This is a genomic window from Roseobacter sp. HKCCD5988 (assembly GCF_037830355.1).
GTDB lineage: Bacteria > Pseudomonadota > Alphaproteobacteria > Rhodobacterales > Rhodobacteraceae > M30B80.
In genome coordinates this window covers 1,240,092-1,265,710 of record NZ_JBBLYJ010000001.1, presented here as the reverse complement: position 1 = coordinate 1,265,710, position 25,619 = coordinate 1,240,092, and the positions used below count along the sequence as shown (strand labels likewise).

At 57.5% G+C, this 25,619-nt stretch carries 28 protein-coding genes and 1 tRNA gene; 19 read left to right on the top strand and 10 right to left on the bottom strand.

Annotation, left to right across the window (positions count from 1 at the left end):
- Positions 1–169 precede the first annotated feature (169 nt).
- Complete coding sequence (gene recA / locus AAC636_RS06300) at positions 170–1,240, bottom strand: recombinase RecA (protein ID WP_317654423.1); 1,071 nt, start codon at positions 1,238–1,240, stop codon at positions 170–172.
- A gap of 208 nt (positions 1,241–1,448) precedes the next feature.
- Between recA and AAC636_RS06295 the strand changes: the two genes are divergently transcribed.
- Complete coding sequence (locus AAC636_RS06295; RefSeq protein WP_340300798.1) at positions 1,449–1,805, top strand: hypothetical protein; 357 nt, start codon at positions 1,449–1,451, stop codon at positions 1,803–1,805.
- Positions 1,806–2,044: 239 nt separating this feature from the next.
- On the opposite strand, the gene AAC636_RS06290 is transcribed toward AAC636_RS06295, so the two are convergent.
- The 3 genes from AAC636_RS06290 to AAC636_RS06280 all read right to left on the bottom strand — a co-directional run bounded on the left by AAC636_RS06290 (position 2,045) and on the right by AAC636_RS06280 (position 5,482).
- Positions 2,045–3,214 carry an RsmB/NOP family class I SAM-dependent RNA methyltransferase gene (locus AAC636_RS06290; RefSeq protein WP_340300797.1) on the bottom strand — a complete coding sequence of 390 codons (1,170 nt, stop codon included), beginning with the start codon at positions 3,212–3,214 and terminating at the stop codon, positions 2,045–2,047.
- Positions 3,215–3,223: 9 nt separating this feature from the next.
- Complete coding sequence (gene guaB, locus AAC636_RS06285) at positions 3,224–4,678, bottom strand: IMP dehydrogenase (RefSeq protein WP_317655777.1); 1,455 nt, start codon at positions 4,676–4,678, stop codon at positions 3,224–3,226.
- Between the two features lie 87 nt (positions 4,679–4,765).
- Complete coding sequence (locus tag AAC636_RS06280; protein WP_317654418.1) at positions 4,766–5,482, bottom strand: RlmE family RNA methyltransferase; 717 nt, start codon at positions 5,480–5,482, stop codon at positions 4,766–4,768.
- 166 nt (positions 5,483–5,648) lie between these two features.
- Here AAC636_RS06280 and AAC636_RS06275 point away from each other — a divergent pair, with 166 nt between their 5' ends.
- On the top strand, positions 5,649–6,587 hold the full coding sequence (locus AAC636_RS06275; protein ID WP_340300796.1) for a nucleoside hydrolase: 939 nt from the start codon (positions 5,649–5,651) through the stop codon (positions 6,585–6,587).
- Positions 6,584–8,041, top strand: a complete 1,458-nt coding sequence (locus AAC636_RS06270) for a protein adenylyltransferase SelO (protein ID WP_340300795.1) — start codon at positions 6,584–6,586, stop codon at positions 8,039–8,041. Before AAC636_RS06275 ends, AAC636_RS06270 begins: the two co-directional genes overlap by 4 nt.
- Here the strand turns inward: AAC636_RS06270 and AAC636_RS06265 are convergent.
- The gene (locus AAC636_RS06265; protein WP_340296940.1) at positions 8,038–8,934 is read right to left on the bottom strand and encodes a DMT family transporter; all 897 of its coding nucleotides are present in this window, start codon (positions 8,932–8,934) and stop codon (positions 8,038–8,040) included. The genes AAC636_RS06270 and AAC636_RS06265 overlap by 4 nt on opposite strands.
- Positions 8,935–9,083: 149 nt before the next feature.
- Here AAC636_RS06265 and AAC636_RS06260 point away from each other — a divergent pair, with 149 nt between their 5' ends.
- The 4 genes from AAC636_RS06260 (at position 9,084) to AAC636_RS06245 (ending at position 12,208) form a co-directional block, all read left to right on the top strand.
- On the top strand, positions 9,084–9,461 hold the full coding sequence (locus AAC636_RS06260; RefSeq protein WP_445322542.1) for a Fur family transcriptional regulator: 378 nt from the start codon (positions 9,084–9,086) through the stop codon (positions 9,459–9,461).
- A gap of 84 nt (positions 9,462–9,545) precedes the next feature.
- The gene (locus AAC636_RS06255; protein ID WP_340300794.1) at positions 9,546–10,415 is read left to right on the top strand and encodes a DMT family transporter; all 870 of its coding nucleotides are present in this window, start codon (positions 9,546–9,548) and stop codon (positions 10,413–10,415) included.
- An 83-nt stretch (positions 10,416–10,498) separates the two neighbouring features.
- Positions 10,499–11,773 (top strand): phosphopyruvate hydratase, encoded by a 1,275-nt coding sequence (gene eno, locus AAC636_RS06250; protein ID WP_340300793.1) that lies wholly within the window; start codon positions 10,499–10,501, stop codon positions 11,771–11,773.
- Positions 11,774–11,776: 3 nt separating this feature from the next.
- Positions 11,777–12,208: a cupin domain-containing protein gene (locus AAC636_RS06245; RefSeq protein WP_340300792.1), complete on the top strand. Its 432-nt coding sequence runs from the start codon at positions 11,777–11,779 to the stop codon at positions 12,206–12,208.
- On the opposite strand, the gene AAC636_RS06240 is transcribed toward AAC636_RS06245, so the two are convergent.
- Complete coding sequence (locus AAC636_RS06240) at positions 12,205–13,311, bottom strand: anhydro-N-acetylmuramic acid kinase (protein WP_340300791.1); 1,107 nt, start codon at positions 13,309–13,311, stop codon at positions 12,205–12,207. The genes AAC636_RS06245 and AAC636_RS06240 overlap by 4 nt on opposite strands.
- A 76-nt stretch (positions 13,312–13,387) precedes the next feature.
- Between AAC636_RS06240 and tyrS the strand changes: the two genes are divergently transcribed.
- Positions 13,388–14,638, top strand: a complete 1,251-nt coding sequence (gene tyrS, locus AAC636_RS06235) for a tyrosine--tRNA ligase (protein ID WP_340300790.1) — start codon at positions 13,388–13,390, stop codon at positions 14,636–14,638.
- 43 nt (positions 14,639–14,681) lie between these two features.
- Positions 14,682–15,587 carry a hypothetical protein gene (locus AAC636_RS06230; RefSeq protein WP_340300789.1) on the top strand — a complete coding sequence of 302 codons (906 nt, stop codon included), beginning with the start codon at positions 14,682–14,684 and terminating at the stop codon, positions 15,585–15,587.
- Here the strand turns inward: AAC636_RS06230 and AAC636_RS06225 are convergent.
- Both AAC636_RS06225 and AAC636_RS06220 read right to left on the bottom strand, forming a co-directional pair.
- Positions 15,531–16,268: a GNAT family N-acetyltransferase gene (locus tag AAC636_RS06225; protein ID WP_340300788.1), complete on the bottom strand. Its 738-nt coding sequence runs from the start codon at positions 16,266–16,268 to the stop codon at positions 15,531–15,533. The genes AAC636_RS06230 and AAC636_RS06225 overlap by 57 nt on opposite strands.
- 28 nt (positions 16,269–16,296) lie before the next feature.
- Complete coding sequence (locus AAC636_RS06220; RefSeq protein WP_340300787.1) at positions 16,297–16,791, bottom strand: outer membrane protein assembly factor BamE; 495 nt, start codon at positions 16,789–16,791, stop codon at positions 16,297–16,299.
- 171 nt (positions 16,792–16,962) lie between these two features.
- Between AAC636_RS06220 and AAC636_RS06215 the strand changes: the two genes are divergently transcribed.
- From AAC636_RS06215 to AAC636_RS06180, 8 genes are all read left to right on the top strand, one after another.
- Positions 16,963–17,613 carry a YceD family protein gene (locus AAC636_RS06215; RefSeq protein WP_340300786.1) on the top strand — a complete coding sequence of 217 codons (651 nt, stop codon included), beginning with the start codon at positions 16,963–16,965 and terminating at the stop codon, positions 17,611–17,613.
- Positions 17,614–17,881: 268 nt separating this feature from the next.
- Positions 17,882–18,088, top strand: coding sequence for a 50S ribosomal protein L32 (gene rpmF, locus AAC636_RS06210; RefSeq protein ID WP_317654399.1), 207 nt, complete (start codon positions 17,882–17,884; stop codon positions 18,086–18,088).
- A 39-nt stretch (positions 18,089–18,127) separates the two neighbouring features.
- Entirely contained in the window at positions 18,128–19,225 is a 1,098-nt protein-coding gene (plsX, locus tag AAC636_RS06205) for a phosphate acyltransferase PlsX (protein WP_340300785.1), read from the top strand.
- The gene (locus tag AAC636_RS06200) at positions 19,222–20,196 is read left to right on the top strand and encodes a beta-ketoacyl-ACP synthase III (protein ID WP_340300784.1); all 975 of its coding nucleotides are present in this window, start codon (positions 19,222–19,224) and stop codon (positions 20,194–20,196) included. The genes plsX and AAC636_RS06200 overlap by 4 nt, the downstream gene beginning before the upstream one ends.
- A gap of 118 nt (positions 20,197–20,314) precedes the next feature.
- Positions 20,315–20,620, top strand: a complete 306-nt coding sequence (ihfA, locus tag AAC636_RS06195) for an integration host factor subunit alpha (RefSeq protein ID WP_340300783.1) — start codon at positions 20,315–20,317, stop codon at positions 20,618–20,620.
- 12 nt (positions 20,621–20,632) lie between these two features.
- Positions 20,633–21,178 carry a MerR family transcriptional regulator gene (locus AAC636_RS06190; protein WP_340300782.1) on the top strand — a complete coding sequence of 182 codons (546 nt, stop codon included), beginning with the start codon at positions 20,633–20,635 and terminating at the stop codon, positions 21,176–21,178.
- A gap of 73 nt (positions 21,179–21,251) precedes the next feature.
- Positions 21,252–21,328 (top strand) — tRNA-Pro (locus AAC636_RS06185).
- 74 nt (positions 21,329–21,402) lie between these two features.
- Entirely contained in the window at positions 21,403–22,479 is a 1,077-nt protein-coding gene (locus AAC636_RS06180; RefSeq protein ID WP_340300781.1) for a 2'-deoxycytidine 5'-triphosphate deaminase, read from the top strand.
- Between the two features lie 3 nt (positions 22,480–22,482).
- Here the strand turns inward: AAC636_RS06180 and AAC636_RS06175 are convergent, their stop codons facing one another.
- Both AAC636_RS06175 and AAC636_RS06170 read right to left on the bottom strand, forming a co-directional pair.
- On the bottom strand, positions 22,483–23,307 hold the full coding sequence (locus AAC636_RS06175; RefSeq protein ID WP_340300780.1) for a heme-dependent oxidative N-demethylase family protein: 825 nt from the start codon (positions 23,305–23,307) through the stop codon (positions 22,483–22,485).
- Complete coding sequence (locus tag AAC636_RS06170) at positions 23,304–23,783, bottom strand: Lrp/AsnC family transcriptional regulator (protein WP_317654389.1); 480 nt, start codon at positions 23,781–23,783, stop codon at positions 23,304–23,306. Before AAC636_RS06170 ends, AAC636_RS06175 begins: the two co-directional genes overlap by 4 nt.
- Positions 23,784–23,921: 138 nt before the next feature.
- Here AAC636_RS06170 and cysG point away from each other — a divergent pair, with 138 nt between their 5' ends.
- Together cysG and AAC636_RS06160 are read left to right on the top strand one after the other, a co-directional pair.
- Entirely contained in the window at positions 23,922–25,319 is a 1,398-nt protein-coding gene (gene cysG, locus AAC636_RS06165) for a siroheme synthase CysG (protein ID WP_340301103.1), read from the top strand.
- Complete coding sequence (locus tag AAC636_RS06160; protein ID WP_340260897.1) at positions 25,316–25,618, top strand: DUF2849 domain-containing protein; 303 nt, start codon at positions 25,316–25,318, stop codon at positions 25,616–25,618. The genes cysG and AAC636_RS06160 overlap by 4 nt, the downstream gene beginning before the upstream one ends.
- Position 25,619 lies beyond the last annotated feature (1 nt).

The window sequence follows — 25,619 nt, the reverse complement described above, 5'->3', positions numbered from 1 at the left end:
TCTTTCTGACTAAATCCATCGGTTCTGCGTGGGATACAAGTTTGTCAAAGCACTGTCCACAGGACAAAAACTTGGGGCGGGGATGGAAATTTCAAGGGCCTAAAATACAAGACGCGCGCAGCCCGATTGGGGCTACGCGCGAAACTGTGCTGACGCAAGGAGTGGGGAATTAATCCTCAACCATCGCGCTGTCATCACTGTCATCCATACCGAATTCCAACCCATGGGCGGCGCGGATTTTGTCTTCGATCTCCAAAGCCATGCTTGGATTGTCTTTCAGGAATTGCTTGGCGTTTTCGCGGCCCTGTCCAATCCGCTCGTCCCCGTAAGAGAACCAAGCGCCTGATTTCTCAACCACGCCTGCCTTAACACCCAAATCAAGCAATTCGCCCGTTTTCGAGATGCCCTCGCCATACATGATGTCGAATTCCACCTGTTTGAACGGAGGGGCCACCTTGTTTTTCACCACTTTCACACGGGTTTGGTTGCCGACAACCTCGTCACGATCCTTGATCGCACCGATGCGGCGGATATCCAAGCGCACGGATGAATAGAATTTCAGCGCATTGCCGCCTGTGGTGGTTTCTGGGCTGCCAAACATCACACCGATTTTCATGCGAATCTGGTTGATGAAAATCACCATACAGTTTGAGCGCGCGATGGAACCTGTCAGTTTGCGCATCGCCTGAGACATGAGGCGCGCATGCACCCCGACCGAGCTGTCGCCCATATCACCCTCAAGTTCGGATTTCGGGGTCAAAGCTGCAACGGAGTCGACCACCACAAGGCTGACCGCACCAGAGCGCACCAATGTATCGGTGATTTCAAGCGCCTGTTCCCCTGTATCGGGCTGAGAAATCAGAAGATCATCCAAATTCACGCCCAATTTTTTGGCATATTGTGGGTCAAGCGCGTGTTCGGCATCGACAAAGGCGCAAACCCCGCCCTTCTTTTGCTCTTCCGCGACCGCGTGAAGCGTCAGCGTTGTCTTCCCCGAGCTTTCAGGGCCATAGATTTCGATGATCCGCCCCTTTGGCAGACCCCCAATCCCAAGGGCGATATCGAGCCCGAGCGAGCCTGTCGATGTCGCCTCAATTTCTTGGATGGCGTTCTCGCCCCCAAGGCGCATGATCGAGCCCTTGCCAAATTGGCGCTCGATCTGTGCCAAGGCGCTGTCGAGTGCCTTTTGCTTTTCCGCCGCGTTGCGATCCGTCATGTCCAGAATATCCGCCATTGCCATTGGTTTGGCTCCTTATTTCACACTGCTGCCAAGGCGGCAATGCTTGCCTGTGTTCACCTCTTGTTCTCAGATATAAATGCAAACAAAAAGAGAACATTTCAAGTAAAATCTTGCAAGGCCCATGTTTTACGTTGAATGGTAAAGAAGTGGTTACGGGGATCGCCCTTGGCGATAATATTAATATGCTCTTGTTTTTAAGAAGAAACTGGTGTTTTTCGGTGTGCCGAAAACAGGCACAACCGCATTAGAGGCCGCAGCCATGCCCTATGCGAGTGCGGCGATTCTTGACCCGCCGGGGATCAAACATGTCTCCGTGTCGCGCTATCAGGCGCAGCTTGCCCCGTTTTTCGAGGCGCGCGGCAAGCAGCCGCATAAAATCATGGCCATCATGCGCGAACCCATTGACTGGCTTGGAAGTTGGTATCGCTATAGGCGGCGCGACCAGATCAAAGGAAAACCAAATTCAACCGCTGATGTAAGTTTCGCCGAATTTGTTGAGGCATGGTTGCTTGATACCCCCCCCCCGCCTCACAAATCAGCGCGACCGACCACAGCGGTGACATAGAGGTCGTGAGCCCCGCATAGGTCAGGCCCAAGCCAAGGGTCACAATCCCAAGCACCAAAAGCACTGTCAAAAGAACAGGAGAAAACTGACCAAACCGCGGCTTGGTTTGCCCGCTCACTATACTGGCTTGATCTGACAAGCCGCGCCTCCGTGTTCACGGTTTTTCACGCGGCATCGGCCCAAACAATTAACGATTGATTAAGATTTACGCGAAAGGCGCGGCAGCGCGCGAAGATGCCTTATTTTGCCTGTAACACGGCAAAAAAGAACCCGTCCGAGGCATTGCGCGGATCAAATCGGCGTGACTGAAGCAGGTCAAACTGCGGGTGGCGCGCCAAAAGCGCATGCACCGCATCTTCATTTTCCGCACGCAGCAGCGAACAGGTCATGTAAATGATAAGGCCGCGCGGCGCGGCAAGGGCCACCGCCCGATCCAAGATCTGCGCTTGCTCACTCTGCAAAGTCGCCAGAGTTTCGGGTGTCATCCGCCACCGCACCATCGGATCACGCCGCCATGTTCCACTGCCAGAACAGGGCACATCCAAGAGAACCACATCAAATGGGACTTCGTGATCCAATTGCTCATCTTTGCGGGTTTGATAGATCATCCCCGCCCGTTCGGCGCGCAAGGCGACATCGCCCATGCGTTTGGGGAATTTATCATGCAATGTCAGATCCGCATCACTGCGCGCGGCAATGGCCAAAGATTTCCCTCCTGCGCCTGCGCAATAATCCAAAATGCGCCCTGTTTGGGGCACTGGGATCTCGGCCATTGCCATCTGCACAGACAGGTCTTGCACCTCGATCAAACCTGCCTGATAGGCGGCTGTGGCGGTAATTTTGCGTGCGCCCGTCTGCACCTCAAGCGCGGTGGCAAGGCGTGGGTCGGCTATCGCGTGCACGCCCGCTTGGGCCAAGTCGGCAATCACATGCTCAGGCGTGGTCTTGCGCGTATTTACCCGCAGATAGACAGGCGCCCGCGTGGACATGGCGGCAAGCAAGCCCTCCAAGTCTGGCCCAAATTCCGCCTTGAGCAGCGCCAGCAGCCAATCTGGCGTATCGCTCAAAATATCGGGGGTTGGGTGTTCCTTCGCCTCATCCGAAGAAAGCGCGCTAGGGCCGTATGGCATCTGCCCAAAGACATCCTCAACCGCCACGCCTTGCAGGCGCAAAAGCCCCAAAATCAGCGCGCGCCCCGTGGTCTGCGGGACGGTGCATCCCGCAAGGGCCGCTGCGCGGCCGCGATTGCGTAGCACATCGTAGACATGGTCGCTAATGGCCGCGCGGTCTTTTGACCCCGCAAAGCGCGCAGACCTGCCCCATGCCCGCAAGGCGGGTTCAGGGGTTTGGCCCGCAAGAATGGCGTCCAAGACCTCAATCGCGGCCTGATATCGCGCAGCAGGCGTCACGCGCGCGCCTCAGCCCACGCGGTAATTGGGGCTCTCGCGGGTGATTTGCACATCATGCACATGGCTTTCTTGCAGGCCCGCATTGGTGATTTTCACGAATTGGCAGTTTTTGCGCATCTCATCCACAGTGGCCGAGCCCGTGTAGCCCATCGCCGCGCGCAAACCGCCCACCAACTGGTGGATAACCGCATTGGCACTGCCTTTATAGGGCACCTGCCCCTCGATGCCTTCGGGCACCAATTTGTCAGAGGCGGCATCTTTTTGAAAATAGCGATCCGCTGAGCCGCGCGCCATGGCGCCAAGACTGCCCATCCCGCGATAGGATTTGAACGAGCGACCTTGATAGAGGATCACCTCACCAGGGGATTCATCTGTGCCCGCAATAGCAGAGCCGACCATCGCGCAAGAGGCGCCTGCGGCAATCGCCTTGGCGAAATCGCCTGAGAATTTAATACCGCCATCGGCAATGATCGGCGTGCCAGAGGCCGCGGCTGCTTCGGCACAATCCATGATGGCGGTTAATTGCGGCACACCAACGCCCGCCACAATCCGCGTGGTGCAAATGGATCCGGGGCCAATGCCCACCTTAACCGCATCTGCGCCCGCATCAATCAAGGCGCGAGTGGCATCGCCTGTGGCGACATTGCCCGCCACGACCTGCACGGCGTTGGACAGTTTCTTAACCCGCTCAACCGCATGGGCCACGCCCTCGGAATGCCCGTGCGCAGTGTCGATCACGATCAGATCACAGCCTGCGTCAATCAACGCCTCCGAACGCTCAAAGCCCGCATCACCCACGGTTGTGGCGGCGGCCACGCGCAAACGGCCTAAATCATCTTTGCAGGCATTGGGGTTCAGCACTGCTTTCTCAGTATCTTTCAGGGTCAAAAGACCCGTTAGCTTGCCCGATTTATCGACAACCAACAGCTTCTCGATACGCCGTGCCTTCATCAGGCTTTTGGCTTCTTCCAAATCTGCAGGTTCGCGCAGCATCGCCAAATTATCAGATGTCATCATCGCGCGCACAGGCGTCTCGTCAGATGTCGCAAAGCGCATATCGCGGTTGGTGACGATCCCCACCACGAGGCCCTTTTCATCCACAACAGGAAAGCCCGTGAAATTATACCGCTCAATCAGGGCCTTGGCATCGGCCAAGGTCTGATCTGGGGTCAATGTGACGGGGGAATAGACAATACCGCTTTCAAACCGTTTGACGCGCCGCACCTCGCGGGCTTGTTCCTCAAGCGTAAGATTGCGGTGGATCACGCCCATACCGCCCGCCTGCGCCATTGCAATCGCCATGCGCGCCTCGGTCACTGTATCCATGGCGGAAGACAAAAGCGGGATGTTCAGCGCAATCGATTTTGTCACCCGCGTGCGCGTATCTGCAGTCGAGGGCAGCACGCTAGACGCGGCAGGCAGCAGCAAAACATCATCAAAGGTAAGGGCCTCACGAATCTCCATCACGCATCTCTCCTTGCGGGAGTTTCAATTGGCACTGCCCTATCTCATGCATAAGCCCTGAGGGAAAGCCCCAATCGGGAAAAAATCTCAGCCGCGAAATCCTGAGGCGACCACAAATTTCTCGGAACTATCCGCGCGGCTCGCGCCTGGTTTCACATTTGCCACCTTGGCAAAGCGCTGTTTGAGGATCTTTTGCAAATCGCCCTCAGCGCCCCCTGCCAACACTTTGGCCACAAATGTGCCGCCCTCTTCCAACACATCAAAGGCGAAATAGGCTGCGGCCTCGCACAAGGCGATGATGCGCAAATGGTCGGTTTGCTTATGCCCTGACGAGGCTGCGGCCATATCGCTCATCACGACATCGGCCTTGCCACCAAGCCAGCCTTTGACCTTTTCATCTGCATCATCTTCCATGAAGTCCAATTGATGCAGCTCTGCGCCTGCGATGGCTTCGACCTCTTGCAGATCAACACCGATGATACGGCCAATGGCCTTGCCTGATTTCTCGCCCAACGCGTTGATCCGAGGCACGGCCACCTGACACCATCCCCCCGGTGCACAGCCCAAATCAACCACCCGCGCGCCTGGCACCAGAAAGCGGAACTTGTCATCTAATTCCATGATCTTAAACGCCGCGCGGCCGCGATAGCCTTCGCGCTTGGCGCGCTGCACATAGGGGTCGTTTAACTGCCGCTCCAACCAACGAGTTGAGCTGAGTTTCCGCCCGCGCGCGGTTTTGACCTTCACACGCAAATCCCGCGCGCCGCGCCCGCTGCCGCTTTTTCCTGTGGGGGTTTTGGTCATCTCAGGTTCCAACTCGCTTCTTTCCCCCGCTTACTGCGCAGACCGCATTAGCGCAAGGGACTGCGCCTTTTGCGCGAATTTCCAAAACCTGCCGCACAGGTCATGGACAAGCCCGCCAAGCCACGCCAATTTAGCCGCAATGACGCAGCGCAAGGATCAACACCACATGGCACGCAAAATCATCATTGATACCGATCCAGGCCAAGATGATGCCGTGGCCATACTGTTGGCTTTGGCCTGCCCTGAGGCGCTTGATGTGTTGGGCGTTGTGGCCGTTGCAGGCAATGTCCCCCTGCCCTTGACCGAACGCAATGCCCGCATTGTGACGGGTCTGTCTGGGCGCACTGATGTGCCCGTCTTCGCGGGCGAGGCTGCCCCGCTTGCCCGCCCCCTTGTGACTGCCGAGCATGTGCATGGGCAAACAGGTCTAGATGGCCCGCCTTTACCCGAACCCCATCTGCCGCTTGATCCTGAACATGGGGTGGATTTCATCATTCGCAGCCTGCGCGCCCATCCCAACCAAGTGACGCTTTGCCCGCTTGGCCCCCTGACCAATATCGCACGGGCCTTTCAAAAGGCCCCCGATGTGATCCCACTGGTGCAAGAGATCGTGCTGATGGGCGGCGCTTATTTTGAGGTCGGAAACATCACCCCTGCCGCAGAATTTAACATTTACGTAGACCCAGAGGCCGCCGAGATTGTGTTTCAATCAGGCGCGCCGATCACGATGATGCCGCTCGATGTCACGCATCAGGCCCTGACAACCGCGCCCCGCGTTGCGGGCTTTGAGGCAATGGGAAATCACGCAGGCGCGATGGTTGCCGCATGGACAGGGTTCTTTGAACGCTTCGACAAAGAAAAATACGGCGCTGCTGGGGCGCCTTTGCATGATCCTTGCGTGATTGCCTATCTGCTAGATCCTGACCTCTTTTCTGGCCGCACCATCAATGTCGAGATTGAAACCAAATCCGAGCTGACACTGGGCATGACAGTCGCGGATTATTGGGGTGTTACAGATCGCAAGGCCAATGCGCTGTTTATCCGCGACATGGATGCAGATGGGTTTTATGCGCTGCTGCATGACAGGATCGCAAGACTGCCATGACAGGCCAAGACAAACCCCCTCCTAGCATCGGCTTTGACAACAGCTATGCCCGCCTGCCCGATCGCTTTTTTGCGCGGGTTGCCCCGACCCTTGCGCCAGATCCAAAGCTTTTGGCGCTTAATCACCCGCTTGCAGACCGCTTGGGGCTTGCTGATACGCTCCGCGCTATGAGCGATGACGAACTGGCCCAGATTTTCGCAGGCAACAAGATGCTTGCAGGGGCAGACCCGATTGCACAGGCCTATGCGGGGCATCAATTCGGCGGATGGGTGCCGCAATTAGGGGATGGGCGTGCAATCCTCTTGGGCGAGGTGGTGACGGATCAGGGGCGCTTTGACATCCAACTCAAAGGCGCAGGGCGCACACCCTTTTCGCGCATGGGCGATGGGCGCGCATGGCTTGGACCCGTCTTGCGCGAATATGTCTTGAGCGAGGCGATGGCGGCCTTTGGGATACCCACCACCCGCGCTTTGGCCGCTGTCACCACGGGCGAGGATATCTTGCGCGAAGATATCCTCCCCGGCGCGGTTCTCGCCCGCGTTGCCCAAAGCCATATCCGCGTGGGCACATTCCAATACTTTGCAGCGCGGGATGATCGCGAAGCCCTGCGCGCTTTGGCGGATCACGCAATCGCGCGCCACTATCCGCAGGCACAAAGCCTTGATGATCTTTTGATCGGGATGCGCGATGCGCAAGCGCGCCTTATTGCGCAATGGATGGGTGTGGGGTTCATTCATGGCGTGATGAACACCGACAATATGACAATATCGGGCGAAACCATTGACTATGGCCCTGCCGCCTTCATGGATCGTTATGATCCTGAGCAGGTGTTTTCATCCATCGACCAGTTTGGGCGCTATGCTTATGCCAATCAGCCCAATATCGCGGTCTGGAACATCGCCCAATTCGCCACCTCGCTTTTGCCCATCTGCGATGGCCCGCGTGAGGATGCAATAGACCGTTTCACCCAGATCGTGCAGGGATTTGCGGATCGCTTTGACGCGGAATGGCATGCTGTTTTGGGGCGCAAACTGGGGCTTGGCCCTGATCATCCGCAGGCAGGCACTATGGGGCTTCAGTTTCTCGAGCATCTCGCACAGCTGGGGGGGGATTTCACCCGCGCCTTTCGGGCACTGACCGAAGGGGGCCTATCGGGCCTTGAGGCTGAACTGTGCGCAACAGGGGATCAAGCCCTGCGCGACTGGGGCATGATGTGGGACGGTGAAACCACCCCAGAGACACGCGCAGAAATGGGTCAGGCTAACCCTGTGCGCATCCCGCGCAATCATCAGGTTGAGGCAATAACCGCAGCCGCGCTATCGGGTGATCTGTCAAAATTTCAGGCCCTAAGCCATGCCTTGGCTGCGCCCTATACGCCCGATCCCAGCCTTTCCGCCTATGAGGCCGCGCCTACCGCGGCAGAACGGGTGACACAGACCTTCTGCGGCACCTAGCGGCGATTGATCAAGATCAGCCCCGCACAAACCAAAGCAAGCGCAAGCAAAAGCTCAAGCCCAATCGCCTCGCCCAAAAAGAGCCACCCCATCGCAACCCCAAAAATCGGCGATAAAAAGCTAAAGGACGCAATGGAGGAGGCAGGGTAAATCGAGATGAACCAAAACCAGACCAGAAAGGCGGCAAAGGCAATCACCACAATCTGAAAGCCTAGCCCCGCCCAATGGATCAGCTCAGGGTCACGCAAGAACGGGCCAAAAAACAGCGCCGCCGCGATCAATATCGGGCCAGAGACTAAAAGCTGCCAAAATAACTGCATTTCAATCCGCAGTGTGCGCAACGGCGTGATCCGTGCCGACACCGCAATCGCAGCCCAACACATTGCCCCTGCAATCGCATAAATATCGCCCAAAACCCCGCCTGCGCCGCTCGCCCGCCCGTCATGCGGCCATGCCAAAGCGCACACCACCCCGCCAAACGCAAGCGCCAACCCGATGCCTTTTTGGGCTGTGATCCGCTCGTCCGGGATCAGAAAATGCGCGGCCAGTGTCAGCCAAATCGGCATGGTGTAAAACAAAACCGAGGCGCGCGCGACCGTGGTGTAATCAAGGGCAAGGAACAGAAACATAAACTGTCCCGCAAAGAGCAGCGCCACCCAAAGGCCAGAGAGGGGCGCACGGGCGAAATCAAGCGGGATCCCGCGAAAGCGCATCCACAGCAGCAGCAAAAATGCGGCCCCTACAGATCGGATGCCTGCAAAAAACACGGGCTGAATCCCCTCATTCGTGACCCTGACCACGACCTGATTAAAAGCCAGAAAAACCGCAAACAGGATCATGCCCACAGTGCCAAATTGATCCATCTGCGCTTTGCGCTGTGGTTGATGCTCCATAACCCTGCCTATGTGTTTTGATATGCCATGACCCAAGCGGTCTTTTCGGGCGATGTCAAATCCCTTACAGAAGAAAAGGCAGAGGTGGAAAAAGGGCAAAATTGGTGACTGAGACGATCGAGATGAGATGTAATGCGCAAGGGCTGCGCATGACGGAACAGCGCCGCGTCATTGCGCAGGTTCTAGACGCATCCGCCGATCACCCCGATGTCGAAGAACTTTACTCTCGGGCATCCGCCGTTGATCCACGGATTTCCTTGGCCACAGTCTATCGCACCGTTAAATTATTTGAAGAAGCGGGCATCCTAGAAAAGGTGGAATTCGGCGATGGCCGCGCACGCTATGAGGATGCAGAGCGCGAACATCACGATCATCTCATTGATGTGACAACAGGCGATGTCATCGAATTCATCGACCCCGAGATCGAAGCCCTGCAAGAAAAAATCGCGGCTAAGTTGGGCTATAGGCTTCAGGGGCATAAGCTTGAGCTTTACGGCGTGCCGATTACAGCGCCTGAGAAAAAATAGTCAGACCCACCACAGGGCTAGCATCGCGCCACGGCACAGGCTAAGCCACGCGCAAGGCTATTTTGCACGGAAGCGACCCCCAGAATGGAAAATATACGCGGCATCGCCTTGATGACGGCAGCGATGTTTGGCTTTGCGATTGAGGATGCGCTGGTCAAAACCCTCAGCGTGACCATGCCTGTCGGACAAATTTTGATCCTTTTGGGCTTAGGGGGCGCGCTGATCTTTGGCGGGATCGCTTGGGCGCAAGGCACCAAATTGATCACCCGTGACTTGCTTGACCCGCTGATGCTGACCCGCAATTTGGGCGAGATGTTTGGCACGATGGCCTTTGTCTCTGCCCTTGCGCTTTCGCCCATGTCTCTTGTCGCGGCCATTATTCAGGCCATGCCCTTGATGGTGACGATGGGCGCGGCCCTGTTTTTAGGTGCGCCTGTTGGGTGGCGGCGGTGGAGTGCGATTATCATTGGTTTCATCGGGGTTCTCATCATCATCCGCCCCGGCACAGCCGAATTTGATATCGGCGCGGTTTTAGCCCTTTTGGGGGTCACGGGCCTGACGGCACGCGATTTGGCAACCCGTGTGATGCCCGCAAAATACAGCTCGATGCAGCTGTCTTGTTACGGTTTTTTTGCGGTCGTGCCCGCAGGCCTGTTACTCTGGGCCTTTTCAGGCGGGGCTTTTGCCCCGCAAAGCCCCGAGGTGATCCGACTTGCTGCTGCCTTGCTTGCAGGGGTGATGGGCTATTACGCGCTGACCCTCTCCATGCGTATGGGGGATATCTCAGTCATTACACCGTTTCGCTACTCGCGGCTCTTATTCGCCCTGATCTTGGGCGCGATTGTTTTTGGCGAGCGGCCCGATGCCTATATGCTGACAGGGTCGGCCATCGTGATCGCGGCGGGGCTTTACACGTTGATCCGCGAAGCGCGGCTTGCGCGTGCCGCACAATAGGCGCAATCGACCCTTTCTTCTGATCCCACATCGCGCTAAAGCATCGCGCAAATCTTTTTCTTTCTTCACAGACAGGCCAAGCCATGACCACCATAATTGATATTCACGCCCGCGAAATTCTCGACAGCCGTGGCAACCCCACCGTTGAGGTGGATGTAATCCTCGAAGATGGCACCTTGGGCCGCGCGGCTGTGCCTTCGGGTGCATCCACAGGCGCCTATGAGGCGGTTGAGATGCGCGATGGCGATAAAGCGCGCTATATGGGCAAAGGTGTTCAAAAGGCGGTCGCGGGCGTCAATGGCGAATTGGCCGACACGTTGGTTGGGTTTGACGCCACTGAACAGGCCGCAATTGATGCGGTGATGATCGAAATGGACGGCACCGAGAATAAGGGCCGTCTGGGCGCGAACGCGATTTTGGGCGTCTCGATGGCCGTTGCCAAAGCCGCCGCCGAGGCCACAGGCCAGCCGCTTTATCGCTATATCGGCGGTACTCAGGCGCGCGTTCTGCCTGTGCCGATGATGAATATCATCAATGGCGGTGAGCACGCAGATAACCCAATCGATATTCAAGAATTTATGGTCATGCCTGTTGCAGCCCCCACATTGTCTGAGGCTGTGCGGTGGGGGTCGGAAATTTTCCACACCCTGAAAAAAGAGCTGTCCGCCGCGGGTCTGGCAACGGGTGTTGGCGATGAGGGCGGCTTTGCCCCTGCGCTTTCCTCAAGCCGCGCGGCGCTTGATTTTATCATGCAGTCGATTGAAAAAGCAGGCTTCAAGCCCGGCTCTGATGTGATGTTGGCGCTTGATTGCGCGGCGACCGAATATTTCAAAGGCGGCAAATATGAGCTGACCGGTGAAGGCCTCAGCCTGACCCCTTCGGAAAATGTGGCCTATCTCAAGGCGCTTTGCGCTGATTACCCAATCTTGTCCATCGAGGATGGCATGTCCGAAGATGATTGGGCAGGTTGGAAAGAATTGACCGATGCGATTGGCGACAAGGTGCAATTGGTGGGCGATGATCTCTTTGTTACTAATCCTGCCCGTTTGGCCGAAGGTATCGAAAAAGGCTGCGCCAATGCGTTGCTGGTGAAAGTGAACCAGATCGGCACATTGACCGAAACCTTGGACGCGGTCGAACTGGCGCATCGCAACCGCATGGCCTGCGTGATGAGCCACCGCTCGGGCGAGACCGAAGACGCCACGATTGCCGATCTGGCCGTGGCCACCAATTGCGGCCAGATTAAAACAGGCAGCCTTGCGCGGTCAGATCGTTTGGCGAAATACAACCAATTGATCCGTATCGAGGAAGAATTGGGCGATGTCGCGCGATATTCGGGCACATCCATCCTGCGCTAAGGCATGAAGACAGCCGCCGAGATTATCGCCCATCTGGGCCTGATGCCCCATCCTGAGGGTGGGCATTATCGGCAAACATGGGTGGGCGGCGGTGCGGGCGACCGCCCTGCGGGGTCTTGCATCTATTTCCTTTTGGCCGCAGGCGAGGTCAGCCATTGGCACCATGTCGATGCGACCGAGATTTGGCATTACCACACGGGCGCGGAATTGATCCTGTCGCTCAGCGCCACCGATCAGGGGCCTGCGCGCGATCATATTCTTGGGTCAGACCTGACCCGCGCAGCGCCGCAGATCATCGTGCCAGAGGGGCATTGGCAATCGGCGCGCAGCACGGGGGATTACACGCTGGTGTCCTGCACTGTCAGCCCTGCCTTTTCTTTTGACGGCTTTACCCTTGCCCCTGCGGGGTTTGATATCCCGCGCGCGGCTGGCTAGGGGCGGCTGATTTGCCCGCCCCCTATGGCCGCCGCCACGCCCGTGGTTGCAGGTGCAGAGGTGGGCAGCCCCGCCTGCACCCGCGCCGCAAGATAGGCAAAGGCCTGCGCCTCTAGGAAATCCCCATCAAAGCCCGCCGCCTCAACCGCCACGACCTCTCGGCCCGTTAACGCGGCGAGGCGCGCCATCAGATGGCCATTCTTACGCCCGCCACCACAGATCAAAATCTGGGCAACAGGCTTGGACAGATGTGCGAGGCCTTCGGCCACAGCGCGCGCGCTGACCTCAGCCAAACTGGCCAGACCATCGGGCAAGGGCATCGTTTGCGCCTCGGTCAGAACCTGCGCAAACGTATCGCGATCAAGGGATTTTGGGGGCATTTTCAAGAAATATTCCTGCGCCATGACCCGTGCGACAAAGGCCTCGTTCACGCGGCCCGATGCGGCCAAGGCGCCGTCATTATCATAGCCCTGCCCTGTCCCTGACATCAGATCATCCATCGGCGCATTGGCAGGCCCCGTGTCAAAGGCCAAAAGCGCGCCCCCCTGTTCTGGGCGGTCATGGCTTGGATCAACATAGGTGATATTCCCCACACCCCCCAAATTGAGAAAGGCCAAGGGTGCCGTGGCGCCCCTATGTTTGGCAAGGGCAAAATGATAAAACGGGGCCAAAGGCGCGCCCTGCCCCCCCATCCGCATATCATTGCTGCGGAAATCCCAAATCACGGGGCAGTCAAAGGCCCGCGCCAAAACCGCGCCATCGCCCAATTGATGCGTGCGTCCCTGATCAGGATCATGCGCCAAGGTTTGTCCATGAAACCCTATAAGATCAAACGGGGCGTTCAACGCCTGCAGCGCCTCGATATGGGCGCGGTGAATGATCTCTTGGGCCTCTGCAAGACCCGCATCATCGGGCCACTTGCCAAGGCAGCCCCGCAGCACGGCACGTTCCTGCGCGCTATAGGGGCGGAAGGCCGTTTGACCAAAACCAAGCACATGCACCCCATCGGTGTCCAAAATGGCGGCATCCACCCCATCTAGCGATGTGCCAGACATCAATCCCGCCACGCGTAGCCTTGGGTTGGCTTGACCCTTTCCCTTCATCCCCGCCCCCGTTATAGATCACCGCGCAGAGCATAAAACCGCTGCGCCTCGCTTGCCAAGAATGGATCACACCGCAATGACCTACCAGCCCAAATCCGACTTCCTTCAGATCATCCGTGCGCGCGGTTTTCTTGCGGATTGCACGGATCTGCAAGAGCTAGACGAAAAGCTGCGCGCGGGCGTGACCCCTGCCTATATCGGATATGATGCAACAGCAAAATCCCTGCATGTGGGTCATTTGCTGAACATTATGTTGCTGCGTTGGTATCAAAAAACGGGGCATAAGCCGATCACATTGATGGGCGGCGGCACCACAAAGGTTGGTGATCCCTCCTTCCGATCTGATGAACGCCCGCTTTTGGATGCGGCGGCGATTGATAACAATATCGCGGGCATGAGCCGCGTTTTCGCACGTTATCTCAGCTATGATGACAGCGCGACAGGCGCGTTGATGCTGAACAATGCCGAATGGTTGGACGGGCTGAATTATCTGGAATTTTTGCGCGATATTGGGCGGCATTTTTCGGTCAATCGCATGCTGTCGTTTGAATCGGTCAAATCGCGTCTGGATCGCGAACAAAGCCTGAGCTTCCTTGAATTCAATTACATGATCCTTCAGGCCTATGACTTTCTTGAATTGAACCGCCGTTATGGCTGTGCGCTGCAGATGGGTGGGTCGGATCAATGGGGCAATATCATCAACGGCATCGACCTGACCCGCCGCGTTTTGGATCACGAGATTTTTGGCCTAACCACGCCACTTCTGACCACATCAGATGGCAAGAAGATGGGCAAATCCCAAGGTGGCGCGATCTGGCTGGATGGCGAGATGCTGTCGCCTTACGAATTCTGGCAATTCTGGCGCAACACAACCGATGCGGATGTGGGGCGATTCCTGAAACTTTACACCGAATTGCCGCTTGAAGAGTGCGAGCGGCTTGGCGCGCTTGCAGGTTCCGAAATCAACGAAGCTAAAATCGTTCTTGCCAATGAGGTGACGGGTCTGTTGCACGGGCGCGATGCCGCCACCGCCGCAGAGGCCACCGCGCGCGAGGTGTTTGAAAAAGGGGGTATGGGCGATGACCTGCCCCGTCTGACGCTCAGGGCCGATGATATTGGCGAGGGCGTGTCGATTGTGCAGCTGATCACGCGCTCAGGCTTGGCAGGGTCGGGCAAAGAGGCCAAGCGCCTGATCGCAGAAGGCGGCGCACGGATGAATGACGCGGCCATCACCGATGCAGGCCTGATGATCACAGCCAGTGATCTGGCCACGCCCTTGAAACTGAGCGCAGGGAAAAAGCGCCACGCTTTGGTGGAATTGGGCTGATCCGTTAATCTTGGATTTACCTTGATCGGGCAGGCTTGCGGCTATGTTGCACAGCCTGCCCGATCTTGAGTATGCCCTGCCCGTTGCCACAGCGGGCTTTACCCAATCTGCGGGGTTTGAGCAGGCATTGCGCGCGCTCGGGCAGTCAGTTGCGCGCATTGACGGGCAGCTTTTCATATCGCGCCGGTTTCCAATCCTAGGCCCCGTTGGCTATTGTGCAAAACCTGCTCATATTCCTGCCTCCATTCTTTCAGGCGCATCCCCGCAGGGCATGGCACAGGTGCTCATCAACGCGGCCACCCCTGCGCAAGGGGCGGCCTTGGCCCGTGCGGGGTTTCTGCACCTTGCCAAACCGCGCCACAGCTTGAGCGTGCCGCTGACACAAAACACCGCCAAGATGGTCGCGCGCCTGCATCCCAAATGGCGGGCCGCACGCAAAACCGCGTTGCAGCGTGGCGCTGTGGCCCGCATTCGGCCCTTTTATACGCCGCGCGATGGGTGGCTTTTGGCCGCCGAAGCGGCACAGCGCAAAAGAAACCACTATGACGGGATCGCGCTGGCCCTTTTGGCCGAAATTGGCCGCAGCAAGACCCAAAAACTGCTTTATATCTGCGAGGGGGTGTCGCGGCAGGCAGCGTTGGTTTTCTCACTTTCAGGGCATGAACCGGCCTATCACATTAATTGGCGCAGCGCCGATTGCCCCTATGGCAGCCACCAGATGCTGCTCTTCGAGGCCATGGAATACGCCGCCAAGCGGGCGCAGCATTTTGATCTGGGGCTGAGTAAGGCGGATAGCCCTGGGCTTGCGCGGTTCAAACGGGGAACGGGGGCAACACTTTTGCCGCTTGGGGGCACATGGGTGCTCAGCCGCGCTTTGGCCCCCTTGCACCGCTTAGCGCGCCAGACGCAACAGCCGCGCGCGGGCGGGCGGAACGGCGGCAATCTCTAGCCCTGTGAACACATGCAGCGTGTTCAAATCTTGATCAATCACAGCATGATCGCTGACCCACCCCCCCAACATCAAATAACTGCGCAAAAGCGGCGGCAGCGTTGCCATTGCCCGTTTCAGATCGGGTTTGCGCCGCAGCTTTGCCGCGAATGGAAACACATGGGACGACTTGATCTGAGGCCGCCATCGGGCGGGCGCAATATGGCGATCACGCAACAGCGCAAAGGCATCATGATAGGGCAGCGCATCCGTGCCGCGAAAAGACGAGCAACCAAAGAGCAGCTTGACCCCGATCTCATCCACATAGGCGGTCAATGCCCCCCATGCGAGACGCAAGATGTCCGGGTCATGCACCTCTGGCGCAAGGCAAAAACGCCCCATCTCAACCATTGGCCCGTCAAAATCGGACAGGGGCGATAAATCGTAAAACTGCGCCGAATAACTGGTGTGTAAGGCTGCCCCATCGGGCAGGCACAGCAGGCGAAAACAGGCGACCAATTTCCCCGCTTCCTGCGTTTCAATGAGGATATGGTCACAAAGCGCATCATAGGGATCCGCATCTAGACCCTCCCCATCTGCCCCACCGCGAAAAGCGCGGTGCCGCAGGGTTTGCGCGGCGGTCACATCGGCGGCGGTTTGGGCCATGCGCAGCCGATATTTCCCCGCCACATTCTCGCGCATGATGCACCTATGTTACGCAGACAAAGGATTAATTGTTGGCGTTGACCAACTCACCCACATTGATGCGGCCAAAATTACCCATAACCTGACGGAAAATCGACACTTCACGGATCGAGCTTTCCGTAACGCGGCGCGAAATATCGACAATCTGACCATCGGCAAGCGTGTAGGTTTCCACATTCGACACGGTGCCGTTATCGGCAAAGGACACGGCCACGATATCGCGGGTCACAATTTCAGGCGCCCGCCATGCATGGCTGCGCACACGATATTGCGAATAGAACCATGTGGTTTCGCCAATCACGCCCTCACCAGCAGGGCGGCCAAGGGTTTGCCCGAGGCTGTCGCGGGTATCCTGACCGATGGTGATGGCATCCAATTCTTCTTGCGGCGGGATAAAGCCGTGGTCACGGAAACTTTCGGTGCAGCCAGACAAAGCTAATCCAAAGGCCACTGCAATCACCGCTGCACGCACCCGCTTGCGCCCCGTGCGTGCCTGCGTGCTGATCCGAAGTTCTGCCATACCCATCTTCCTCACCCTAGCGCCAAGTTCCCTTCTGCGCTTAGGCGCAAACATTCAGGCATGGCGTCTGTCTTAATTTGGGCTTAACTTACAGCGACCAACAGAGCAAGCATTGCAATCGCGCGACCCTCATTTTCGAGGGGAAGTTGATCAGAAACTTGAGGGGAGATCATGTCAAACGCCAGCCCACGCACTGATCTTTTGGCATTGGCCGAACTGCGCCGCGCAGGCGGCAAAACATTTGCCTTGACCCCCGATGCGGATGCGTTGCGCGAGATTGCAGATGATCTAGAGCTGCGTGCGCTGCGCAAACTGCGCTTTACAGGCAAAATTATGCCCGAAGGCAAAAGCGATTGGCGCCTTGAGGGGCAACTGGGCGCAACAGTGACACAGGCCTGCAGCGTCAGTTTGGCGGATGTGGTTACGCGGATCGATACCGATGTGTTGCGCCGCTATATCGCAGATTTCACGGCGCCCGAGGCCGAAGAGGCCGAGATGCCCGAAGATGACAGCATCGAGCCATTGCCCGCAAAAATTGACCTATATGCCGTGATGACCGAAGCCTTGGCATTGGCCCTGCCCGATTATCCGCGCGCACCAGATGCCGCAACCGAGGATGACGCCGCCGATTTGGTGCATATTTACAGCGCAAGCCCCCCCAATGCGGGCCTAGTAGAGGCGGAGGTTGAGCCCCCCCAAACCGCAAACCCACTTTCTGCTTTGCAAGAATTACGGGATAAATTGGTGCAATCCCCCGCAGACAGTGGCGATGCGGGCGCAAGCAAAAACACAGGCAGCCCCGCCAAAAACAGCGATAAATAACCGCAAACAAACGCAAACGCGCGGAATTTACCCAAAGGTCTATTAGGGCTTGCATAGGTGCAGAATCTTTGTATGTTCCCGCCCTCATTCGCCAATTGGATTTTATCCCAATTTTGCGTGCGTTTTTCGGGCAAATCACCCCATGAACCGCGCATCACAGGTTGCCCTTTGGTGAAAAAAATGTGACAGAGATTTGAAACGTGACGATGGGCTGCCCCTGTTTGGTCAATCTTGACCGCGAAGCCCCTAACAAAACCGAGGTTGAGACATGGCTGTCCCCCAGAACCGAGTGACCCGCTCGCGCCGCAACCAACGCCGTTCGCATGACGCGTTGACCGCCGGCAATCCAAATGAATGCCCAAGCTGTGGTGAGCTGAAACGCCCCCACCACGTCTGCCCGTCTTGCGGCAGCTACAATGACCGCGAGGTTATTGCCCAAGCAGACGAGATTGATCTCGATGATGACGCGGCCTAAGGGCCGCGTGTTTTTCCGAGGCAAGCGGATTTAAAAGTCATGACAGAGACATCCGTTCTGACTGGGCGTCAAGTTCCTGGAACGGTGCTATCGATTGATGCAATGGGGGGCGATCTTGGCCCCTCTGCTGTTGTCTCTGGCATGGCCAAAGCTGCGCTCAAGAACCCCGATCTGCGGTTCATCGTACATGGTGATGGCAAAACCCTAAACAAACTGATTGCCAAACGCGGTGGCCTGAGGGGGCGCTGCGACATTCGCCATTGTGACGATGTGGTCACGATGGATGCCAAACCCTCACAGGTGGTGCGCCACGCCAAAGGCAGCTCGATGTGGAGCGCAGTTCAGGCCGTGGAAAACGGCGAGGCGCGGGCCGCTGTGTCTTGTGGCAACACGGGCGCGCTGATGGCGCTGTCGATGTTGCGGTTGCGCAAAATTCCAGGGGTGAACCGCCCCGCGATTGGCGTTTTGTGGCCTTCGCGCAACCCATCTGGCTTTAACGTCATGTTGGATGTGGGCGCTGATATCCGTGCCGATGCCCAAGATTTGTTGCATTTCGCCCTGATGGGCAGCGCCTATGCGCGCAGCGGCTTAGACCAATCCCGCCCGCGTGTCGGAATCCTGAATGTAGGCACCGAGGAACATAAGGGCCGCACCGAATTACACGATGCCTATGGCCTTGTCGCCCGCGCCGCACCTGCGGCAGATTTTGAATTTGTGGGCTTTGTCGAGGGGGGCGATATCCCCTCCGATAAGGTCGATGTCATCGTCTGTGACGGGTTTACAGGGAATGCCGCACTCAAAACGGGCGAAGGCACCGCGCGTCTTATCCGCGAATTTCTGCGCGAGGCATTTGAATATTCAATATTGTCGCGCTTGGCTGCGGTCATGGCCTATAGCTCGCTCAAGAGGTTGCAAAAACGTATGGACCCCCGCCGCGTCAATGGCGGTGTGTTCTTGGGCCTGAATGGCACAGTGGTCAAAAGCCACGGCTCGGCAGATGGAACAGGGGTTGCAGCAGCAATCAAATTGGCGGCACGATTGGCCGCAGCGGATTTTGCAGATCAGTTGACCAAACGGATTGCCGAGGCGGAAACCGCAGCAGATAAGATCGTCCATGGGGAAGGGAAACAGGCATGACACTTCGCGCGGTCGCAACTGGAATTGGCCATTACCTGCCTGAGCGGGTTGTGCCCAATTCGGAGTTCGAAGCGCAAATCGACACTTCGGATGAGTGGATTCGCGCCCGCACAGGGATTGAACGGCGTCATTTCGCTGCCGAGGGCGAGACGACAAGCCAAATGGCGATCAAGGCCTGTGAGGCTGCCTTGGCCAGTGCGGGCCTGTCTGCCGCAGATGTCGATGGCGTCATTGTTGCTACCTCAACCCCAGATCTCACCTTTCCCTCTACCGCCACAATGGTGCAGCATGGGCTTGGGATGACGCAGGGCTTTGCCTTTGATGTGCAGGCCGTCTGCGCGGGGTTTATCTATGCGCTGTCCACCGCCAATGCCTATATCCTCTCTGGTCAGGCAAAGCGGATTTTGGTGATTGGTGCGGAAACCTTTAGCCGCATTTTGAATTGGGAGGATCGCGGAACTTGCGTTTTGTTTGGGGATGGCGCAGGCGCCGTTCTGTTATGCGCCGAAGAAAGCGCGGGCGCGGCCACAGATCGGGGCGTTTTGGCCGTTGATCTGCACTCAGACGGTCAATTCCGTGATCTGCTTTATGTCGATGGCGGTGTCTCGCAGACACAAACCACGGGCCATCTGCGGATGGAGGGGCGTGAAGTGTTCCGCCATGCGGTCGAAAAACTGGCCGAAACCGCCCATGCCGCGCTCGCGCGTTCGGGCAATGTGACGCAAGATGTCGACTGGATCGTGCCGCATCAGGCCAATTTGCGCATCATCACCCGCACCGCCCAAAAAATGGGGGTCGATATGGATCGAGTGATTGTGACCGTGCAAGATCACGGCAATACGTCAGCCGCCTCTATCCCCTTGGCATTGTCGGTTGGCGTCGCGCGCGGGCAGATCAAAAAAGGCGACCTCTTGGTTACCGAAGCGATTGGCGGTGGTTTGGCTTGGGGTGCGGTGGTTTTGCGCTGGTAAGGCGTTAAAATCTTGCCCTTACGTCACGGCAATTGACTCGCGCCGCAGCATTGCTCATTCTGTGGCGGTGCTAAAACAACCCTTATACCGCTGCGCCAATGTCGGGAGGACATGAGCAATGAGCAATAAGACACTGACGCGAATGGATTTATCCGAAGCCCTGTTTCGTGAAGTGGGTTTGTCGCGCAATGAAAGCAGCGACCTTGTTGAGCGTGTAATTGAGTTGATGTCAGACGCATTGGTCGATGGGGGACAGGTCAAAATCTCGTCTTTCGGCACATTTAGCGTGCGCGCCAAATCTGAACGCATTGGTCGCAACCCGAAAACGGGCGAAGAAGTGCCCATTACGCCCCGCCGTGTCCTCAGTTTTCGCCCCTCGCATCTGATGAAAGAGCGGGTCGCAGACGGCAATAAGAAACGCTAAGAGGCGGGCAGGATGGCCAAATCCCCCGATGCCTTTCGCACCATTCGCGAAGTCGCCGATTGGCTTGGTGTCGCGGCCCATGTGTTGCGGTTTTGGGAAAGCAAATTCACCCAGATCAAACCTGTGAAACGCGCAGGCGGGCGGCGTTATTATCGCCCTGCCGATATGCGCCTGATCGGCGGGATCAAGGTGTTGCTGCATGATGAAGGCATGACCATTCGGGGCGTTCAGCGCCTTTTGCGCGAAGACGGGGTTGCGGCAGTCGCTGCGCGCTCGCCTGAGCTTGACCCCGATATGATGGTGGCCGAGGCGCAACCTGCCCCAAGCATTGCAGAGGTGGCGCGTGAAGCGGCCAATGAAAATACGCCAAGCCCCACGCCGCACCCTGCCCCCGCTCAGTCTGTGATGCAAGGAACCCCTCTGCCCCTCGCTGATGGGCTGGCCGCGCTAAAGGCGCGCAAGACTGTGCTGAAATCATTGCCAGAGGCGCAATCCGCCCCAATCCTTGCGCGGCTGCGCAAGCTACAGGCGGGGCTCATGGCTGCGGCGCATGGGTAAAGCCTGCGCTTTGTCGAAATTCCTGCGCCCTAGCCCTTGCGCCACGCCATAAAATCGGTAGAAGAACCCCATTCGGGCTATAGCGCAGCCTGGTAGCGCGTCCGTCTGGGGGACGGAAGGTCGCAGGTTCAAGTCCTGCTAGCCCGACCAGATTTTTGAAAACCGCTCTTGCCCTTTGCGGCGGGGCGGTTTTTTCTTGGGTAAAGGTCAAGGGAGGGTTCGCAATGGCGACAGATCAGACACGGGGCGTGCTGCCAGATCATCGGATTGAGACGATGATCGCAGAAGGTCAGATCACGCTCACTACCCCACCTGCGGAAACCCAAGTGCAACCCGCCAGTCTTGACCTGCGCCTTGGCCCCGTGGCCTATCGGGTGCGCGCCTCGTTTCTTGCAGGCCAGGGTGCGCGTGTCGCAGATCGGCTGGCCGAATTTGAGATGCATAAAATCGACATCAGCGCAGGCGCCGTATTGGAGAAGGGCTGCGTTTATGTTGTGCCCCTGATGGAGGGCTTAAACCTGCCCCAAGATATCAGCGCCGTTGCCAATGCCAAAAGCTCAACCGGGCGTCTTGACCTTTTGACGCGCACGATCACCGATAGCGGCACAGAATTTGACCGCATCGCACATGGCTATAACGGGCCGCTTTATGCCGAAATTTGCCCGCGCAGTTTCTCGGTTCTGGTGCGGGCAGGCGCGCGACTTAATCAAATCCGCTTTCGCCAAGGGCAAGCGGTTCTCAGCGATGATGAATTGCGCGCACGCCACGCAGAAAGCCCGCTTGTCTCAGGCGAGACAGCTGTGATTGACGAAGGATTGGGGTTCTCGGTTGACCTCAAGCGCGAGAATAGCGCCCTTGTCGGCTATCGCGCCAAACCTCATACGGGCGTGATTGATCTCGATCGTATCGGCGCCTATGACGCGCGCGATTTTTGGGAAGAAATCCATACGGATCAAGGCCGTATCATCCTTGATCCCGGTGCGTTTTATATTCTGGTGAGCCGCGAGGAAGTCTCAATCCCGCCCGATTGCGCAGCGGAAATGTCGCCCTATCTGGCGATGGTTGGAGAATTCCGCGTTCATTATGCAGGCTTCTTTGATCCAGGTTTTGGCCACGGCCAACCCGCGCGCGGGGTTCTTGAGGTGCGCTGCCACGAAGCCCCCTTTGTGCTCGAACATGGGCAGGTGGTTGGCCGCTTGGTTTATGAACGGATGGAAAGCCTCCCCAGCACGCTCTATGGCCGTGAGATTGCCTCAAACTATCAGGGCCAAGGGCTAAAACTGTCCAAGCATTTCAAATAGGCGTCAGACAGAGCGCCCTGCGTAATGCACGGGGTGGGCTACCAAACCTTCGACCTGTTCAGGGCTTAATTGCCCAAAGGGCAAAACCCATGTGTGGATCGAAAACACCATCGCCCCTGTAAGCGGCAGACGCAGAATAACCTGCCGCTCTGAGCGCAAAAATTCTGGTCGCCGTTCAGGGGTTTTGCGTGGCTGTGCCTCTGAGGCAGGCTGAAACAGGGCGGGGTTTTGATAAAAAAGCGCATTCTGCCGCCAAAGCGGGTGATCCACCCGCACCATATCAAACAGGCGCTGCACGCGCTTGGCCATGGCATCATCATATTTTTCAACGGGAATATGGATTGCGGTCAAAGGCCGCCCAATCTTTTCAGCCAATGTCCAACTGGCGGGAAAACACAAAACCGCCGCACTGAGCAGATGCTCGCCCTGCAGGGCATCATGGGTGAGGATGCACAAATCTTCCTGAACAAGACGGGCAGCGGTGATCAACGGGTGATCGGCATCAAGATCAATCGCCACCCCATCTGGCCGGAGGATCACGCGGCCTTGATGCAGAAAGCCATCAGGCAGATGCGCGACCACCAGATCGCGCAATTCGGCACAGGCGGCTTCTACGCCTGTTTGGCATTCAAACACCCGCGCACGATGCGCCGACAACAGATGATCGCGCAAGGCCATTTGTTCGGCATATCGCTCGTCACGGATCAGCCAATCCGACATCGGCACAGGTTGCACCCCTGGCAGGCGGCGGGTCGCCTCAGCCATCCAAGGCGCGCTTGGCAGATGGTCGTGCAGAATAGGGTCGGATAGGATCCTGTCTGAGATCATTTCACCTCGGCCAATCCCAACGGCAACATGGAGGTGGATTTAATCTCCTCCATCGAAAGCAATGCGGTGACGTTGTAGATTTTCACCTCTGAAATCAAGGCCTGATAAAAGGCGTCATAGGCGCGTGCATTACGCACCCGAACCTTCAAAATATAGTCAATCTCCCCCGCGAGGCGATGCGCCTCTAACACTTCGGGGCGAGATTTGAGGCTGCGCAAAAACGCCTTTTGCCATTCGGCATCATGTTCCGATGTGCGGATCAAAACGAAAAAACACGCCTCAAGCCCTAAGGCATCGGCATCCAATTCCACAGTATGCCGCCCGATAATTCCCGCCTCTTTCATACGGCGAATCCGCGTCCAAACAGGCGTCTTGGACGAGCCAACACGGCGCGCGATTTCATCCAAAGACAGGCTTGCATCCTCTTGCAGCACCGCAAGGATTTTTCGATCGGTCTCGTCTATTTGAACAGCCATCCGCAAAGCCTTTCATCCACAGAACAGCGAGGGGTTATGCGGCATCAATACCGAACAAATGTCCCTATCTGCAAGGGGTATCTGCCAAATTTCAGGAAATTGTTCTATATGATGCAAAGTGAACGCGGAGTTTTGACCATGCAGCATTTTCCGATCTTCCTTAATCTCGCGGGACGGCGTGTGATCGTGTCAGGCGGCGGCGAATGCGCCTTGGCCAAGCTGCGCTTGCTGCTCAAGACCGAAGCCCGCATTTGGGTTTTTGCAGCTGACCCTGCCCCTGCGGTTTTGGATCTGGCTGCCACGGGCAAGATCACCTTGATCAAGCGTGCGCTTGCGGCGGGGGATGCGTTTTGCGCCGCCCTCTTTTACGCCGCAAATGATGATGATGCCGAAGATGCACGCGTCATTCGTTTGGCCCGCGCAGATGGGGCATTGGTGAATTGGGTCGACAATCTCGAAGCATCCGAATTCATTACCCCCGCTATCGTTGATCGTGACCCCGTGACGATTGCCATCGGCACTGAAGGCGCGGCGCCCGTTTTGGCGCGGCGGATCAAGCGTGACTTGGAGGAGAGGTTAAGCCCCGCCCTTGGAATTTTTGCCCGTGTGGCGAAGTCCTTTCGCCCTCAGGTCGAAGCCTTGCCCGAAGGGGCCGCGCGGCGCGGGTTTTGGGCGCGCTACTATGATCAACTCGCGCCACGGATCTTTGCGGCGGAGGGTGAAGCCGGTCTTGAGGGCGCACTTGAAACCCTGCTAACGGAAAGCTTAAGCGCCACCCCCCCTATGGGCGAGGTGCTTTTGGTCGGTGCAGGCCCGGGCGACCCCGAACTTCTCACACTCAAGGCGCGCAAAGCCCTTGATGAGGCCGAGGTGGTCATCCACGACCGCCTGATCTCGCCCCAAATCCTAGAGCTTGCACGGCGCGAGGCGGTGCTGATTGATGCAGGAAAAACGGGCTTTGGCCCTGCGATGAAGCAAGAAGATATTTCTGCCCTTATGGTGGAACATGCGCGCGCCGGCGCAAAGGTAGTGCGCCTCAAGGCGGGCGATCCGTGCGTCTATGGCCGCTTGGATGATGAGATTGATGCGCTTTCTGATGCCGGTATCCAATGGTCGATCATTCCAGGTATCACGGCGGCAAGCGCCGCCTCCGCGCAAATCGGGCAAAGCCTGACGAAACGAGGGCGCAATTCCGCGCTGCGATTTCTCACGGGCCATGATGTGGCAGGGTTTGCCGAACATGATTGGCGCGGCCTTGCGCGCAGTGGCGAGGTGGCGGCAATCTATATGGGCAAGCGCGGTGCGCGTTTTATCCAAGGGCGGCTTTTGATGCATGGCGCACGCCCCGACACACCCGTCACTGTGGTCGAACATGCAAGCCGCGCCGACACTCATGTCATCGATACCGATCTTGCACATCTTGCCCACGCCAGTGAGGCGCAAGGCAAAGGTGCGCCTGCGGTGATCCTATATGGGCTTGCGCCGCGCGCCGCGCGCACGGCCCTCAACACTCTCAAAGCGGAGATTGCGTTATGAGCCGTGATTATTCCAAATTCCTGACCGCGAATGACCTGCGCCTTGGCGATGTCGTCTATTGGGCGGCCGACCAAAGATGGGCGCGGGACATCACGGATGCGGTGGTCTTTTCTGACAGCGCCACGGCCGAGGCTGCGCTTGCCGCAGCCTTCGCGCAAAGCGATCTGGTGGTTGGTCCCTATTTGGTCGATGCCATTACAACCGAAACAGGGCCCGCGCCTGCGCATTTTCGCGAGGCATTTCGGATGCGCGGCCCCTCAAACTATCCCCATGGCAAACAAGAACAAGCGCAAGGGTAAG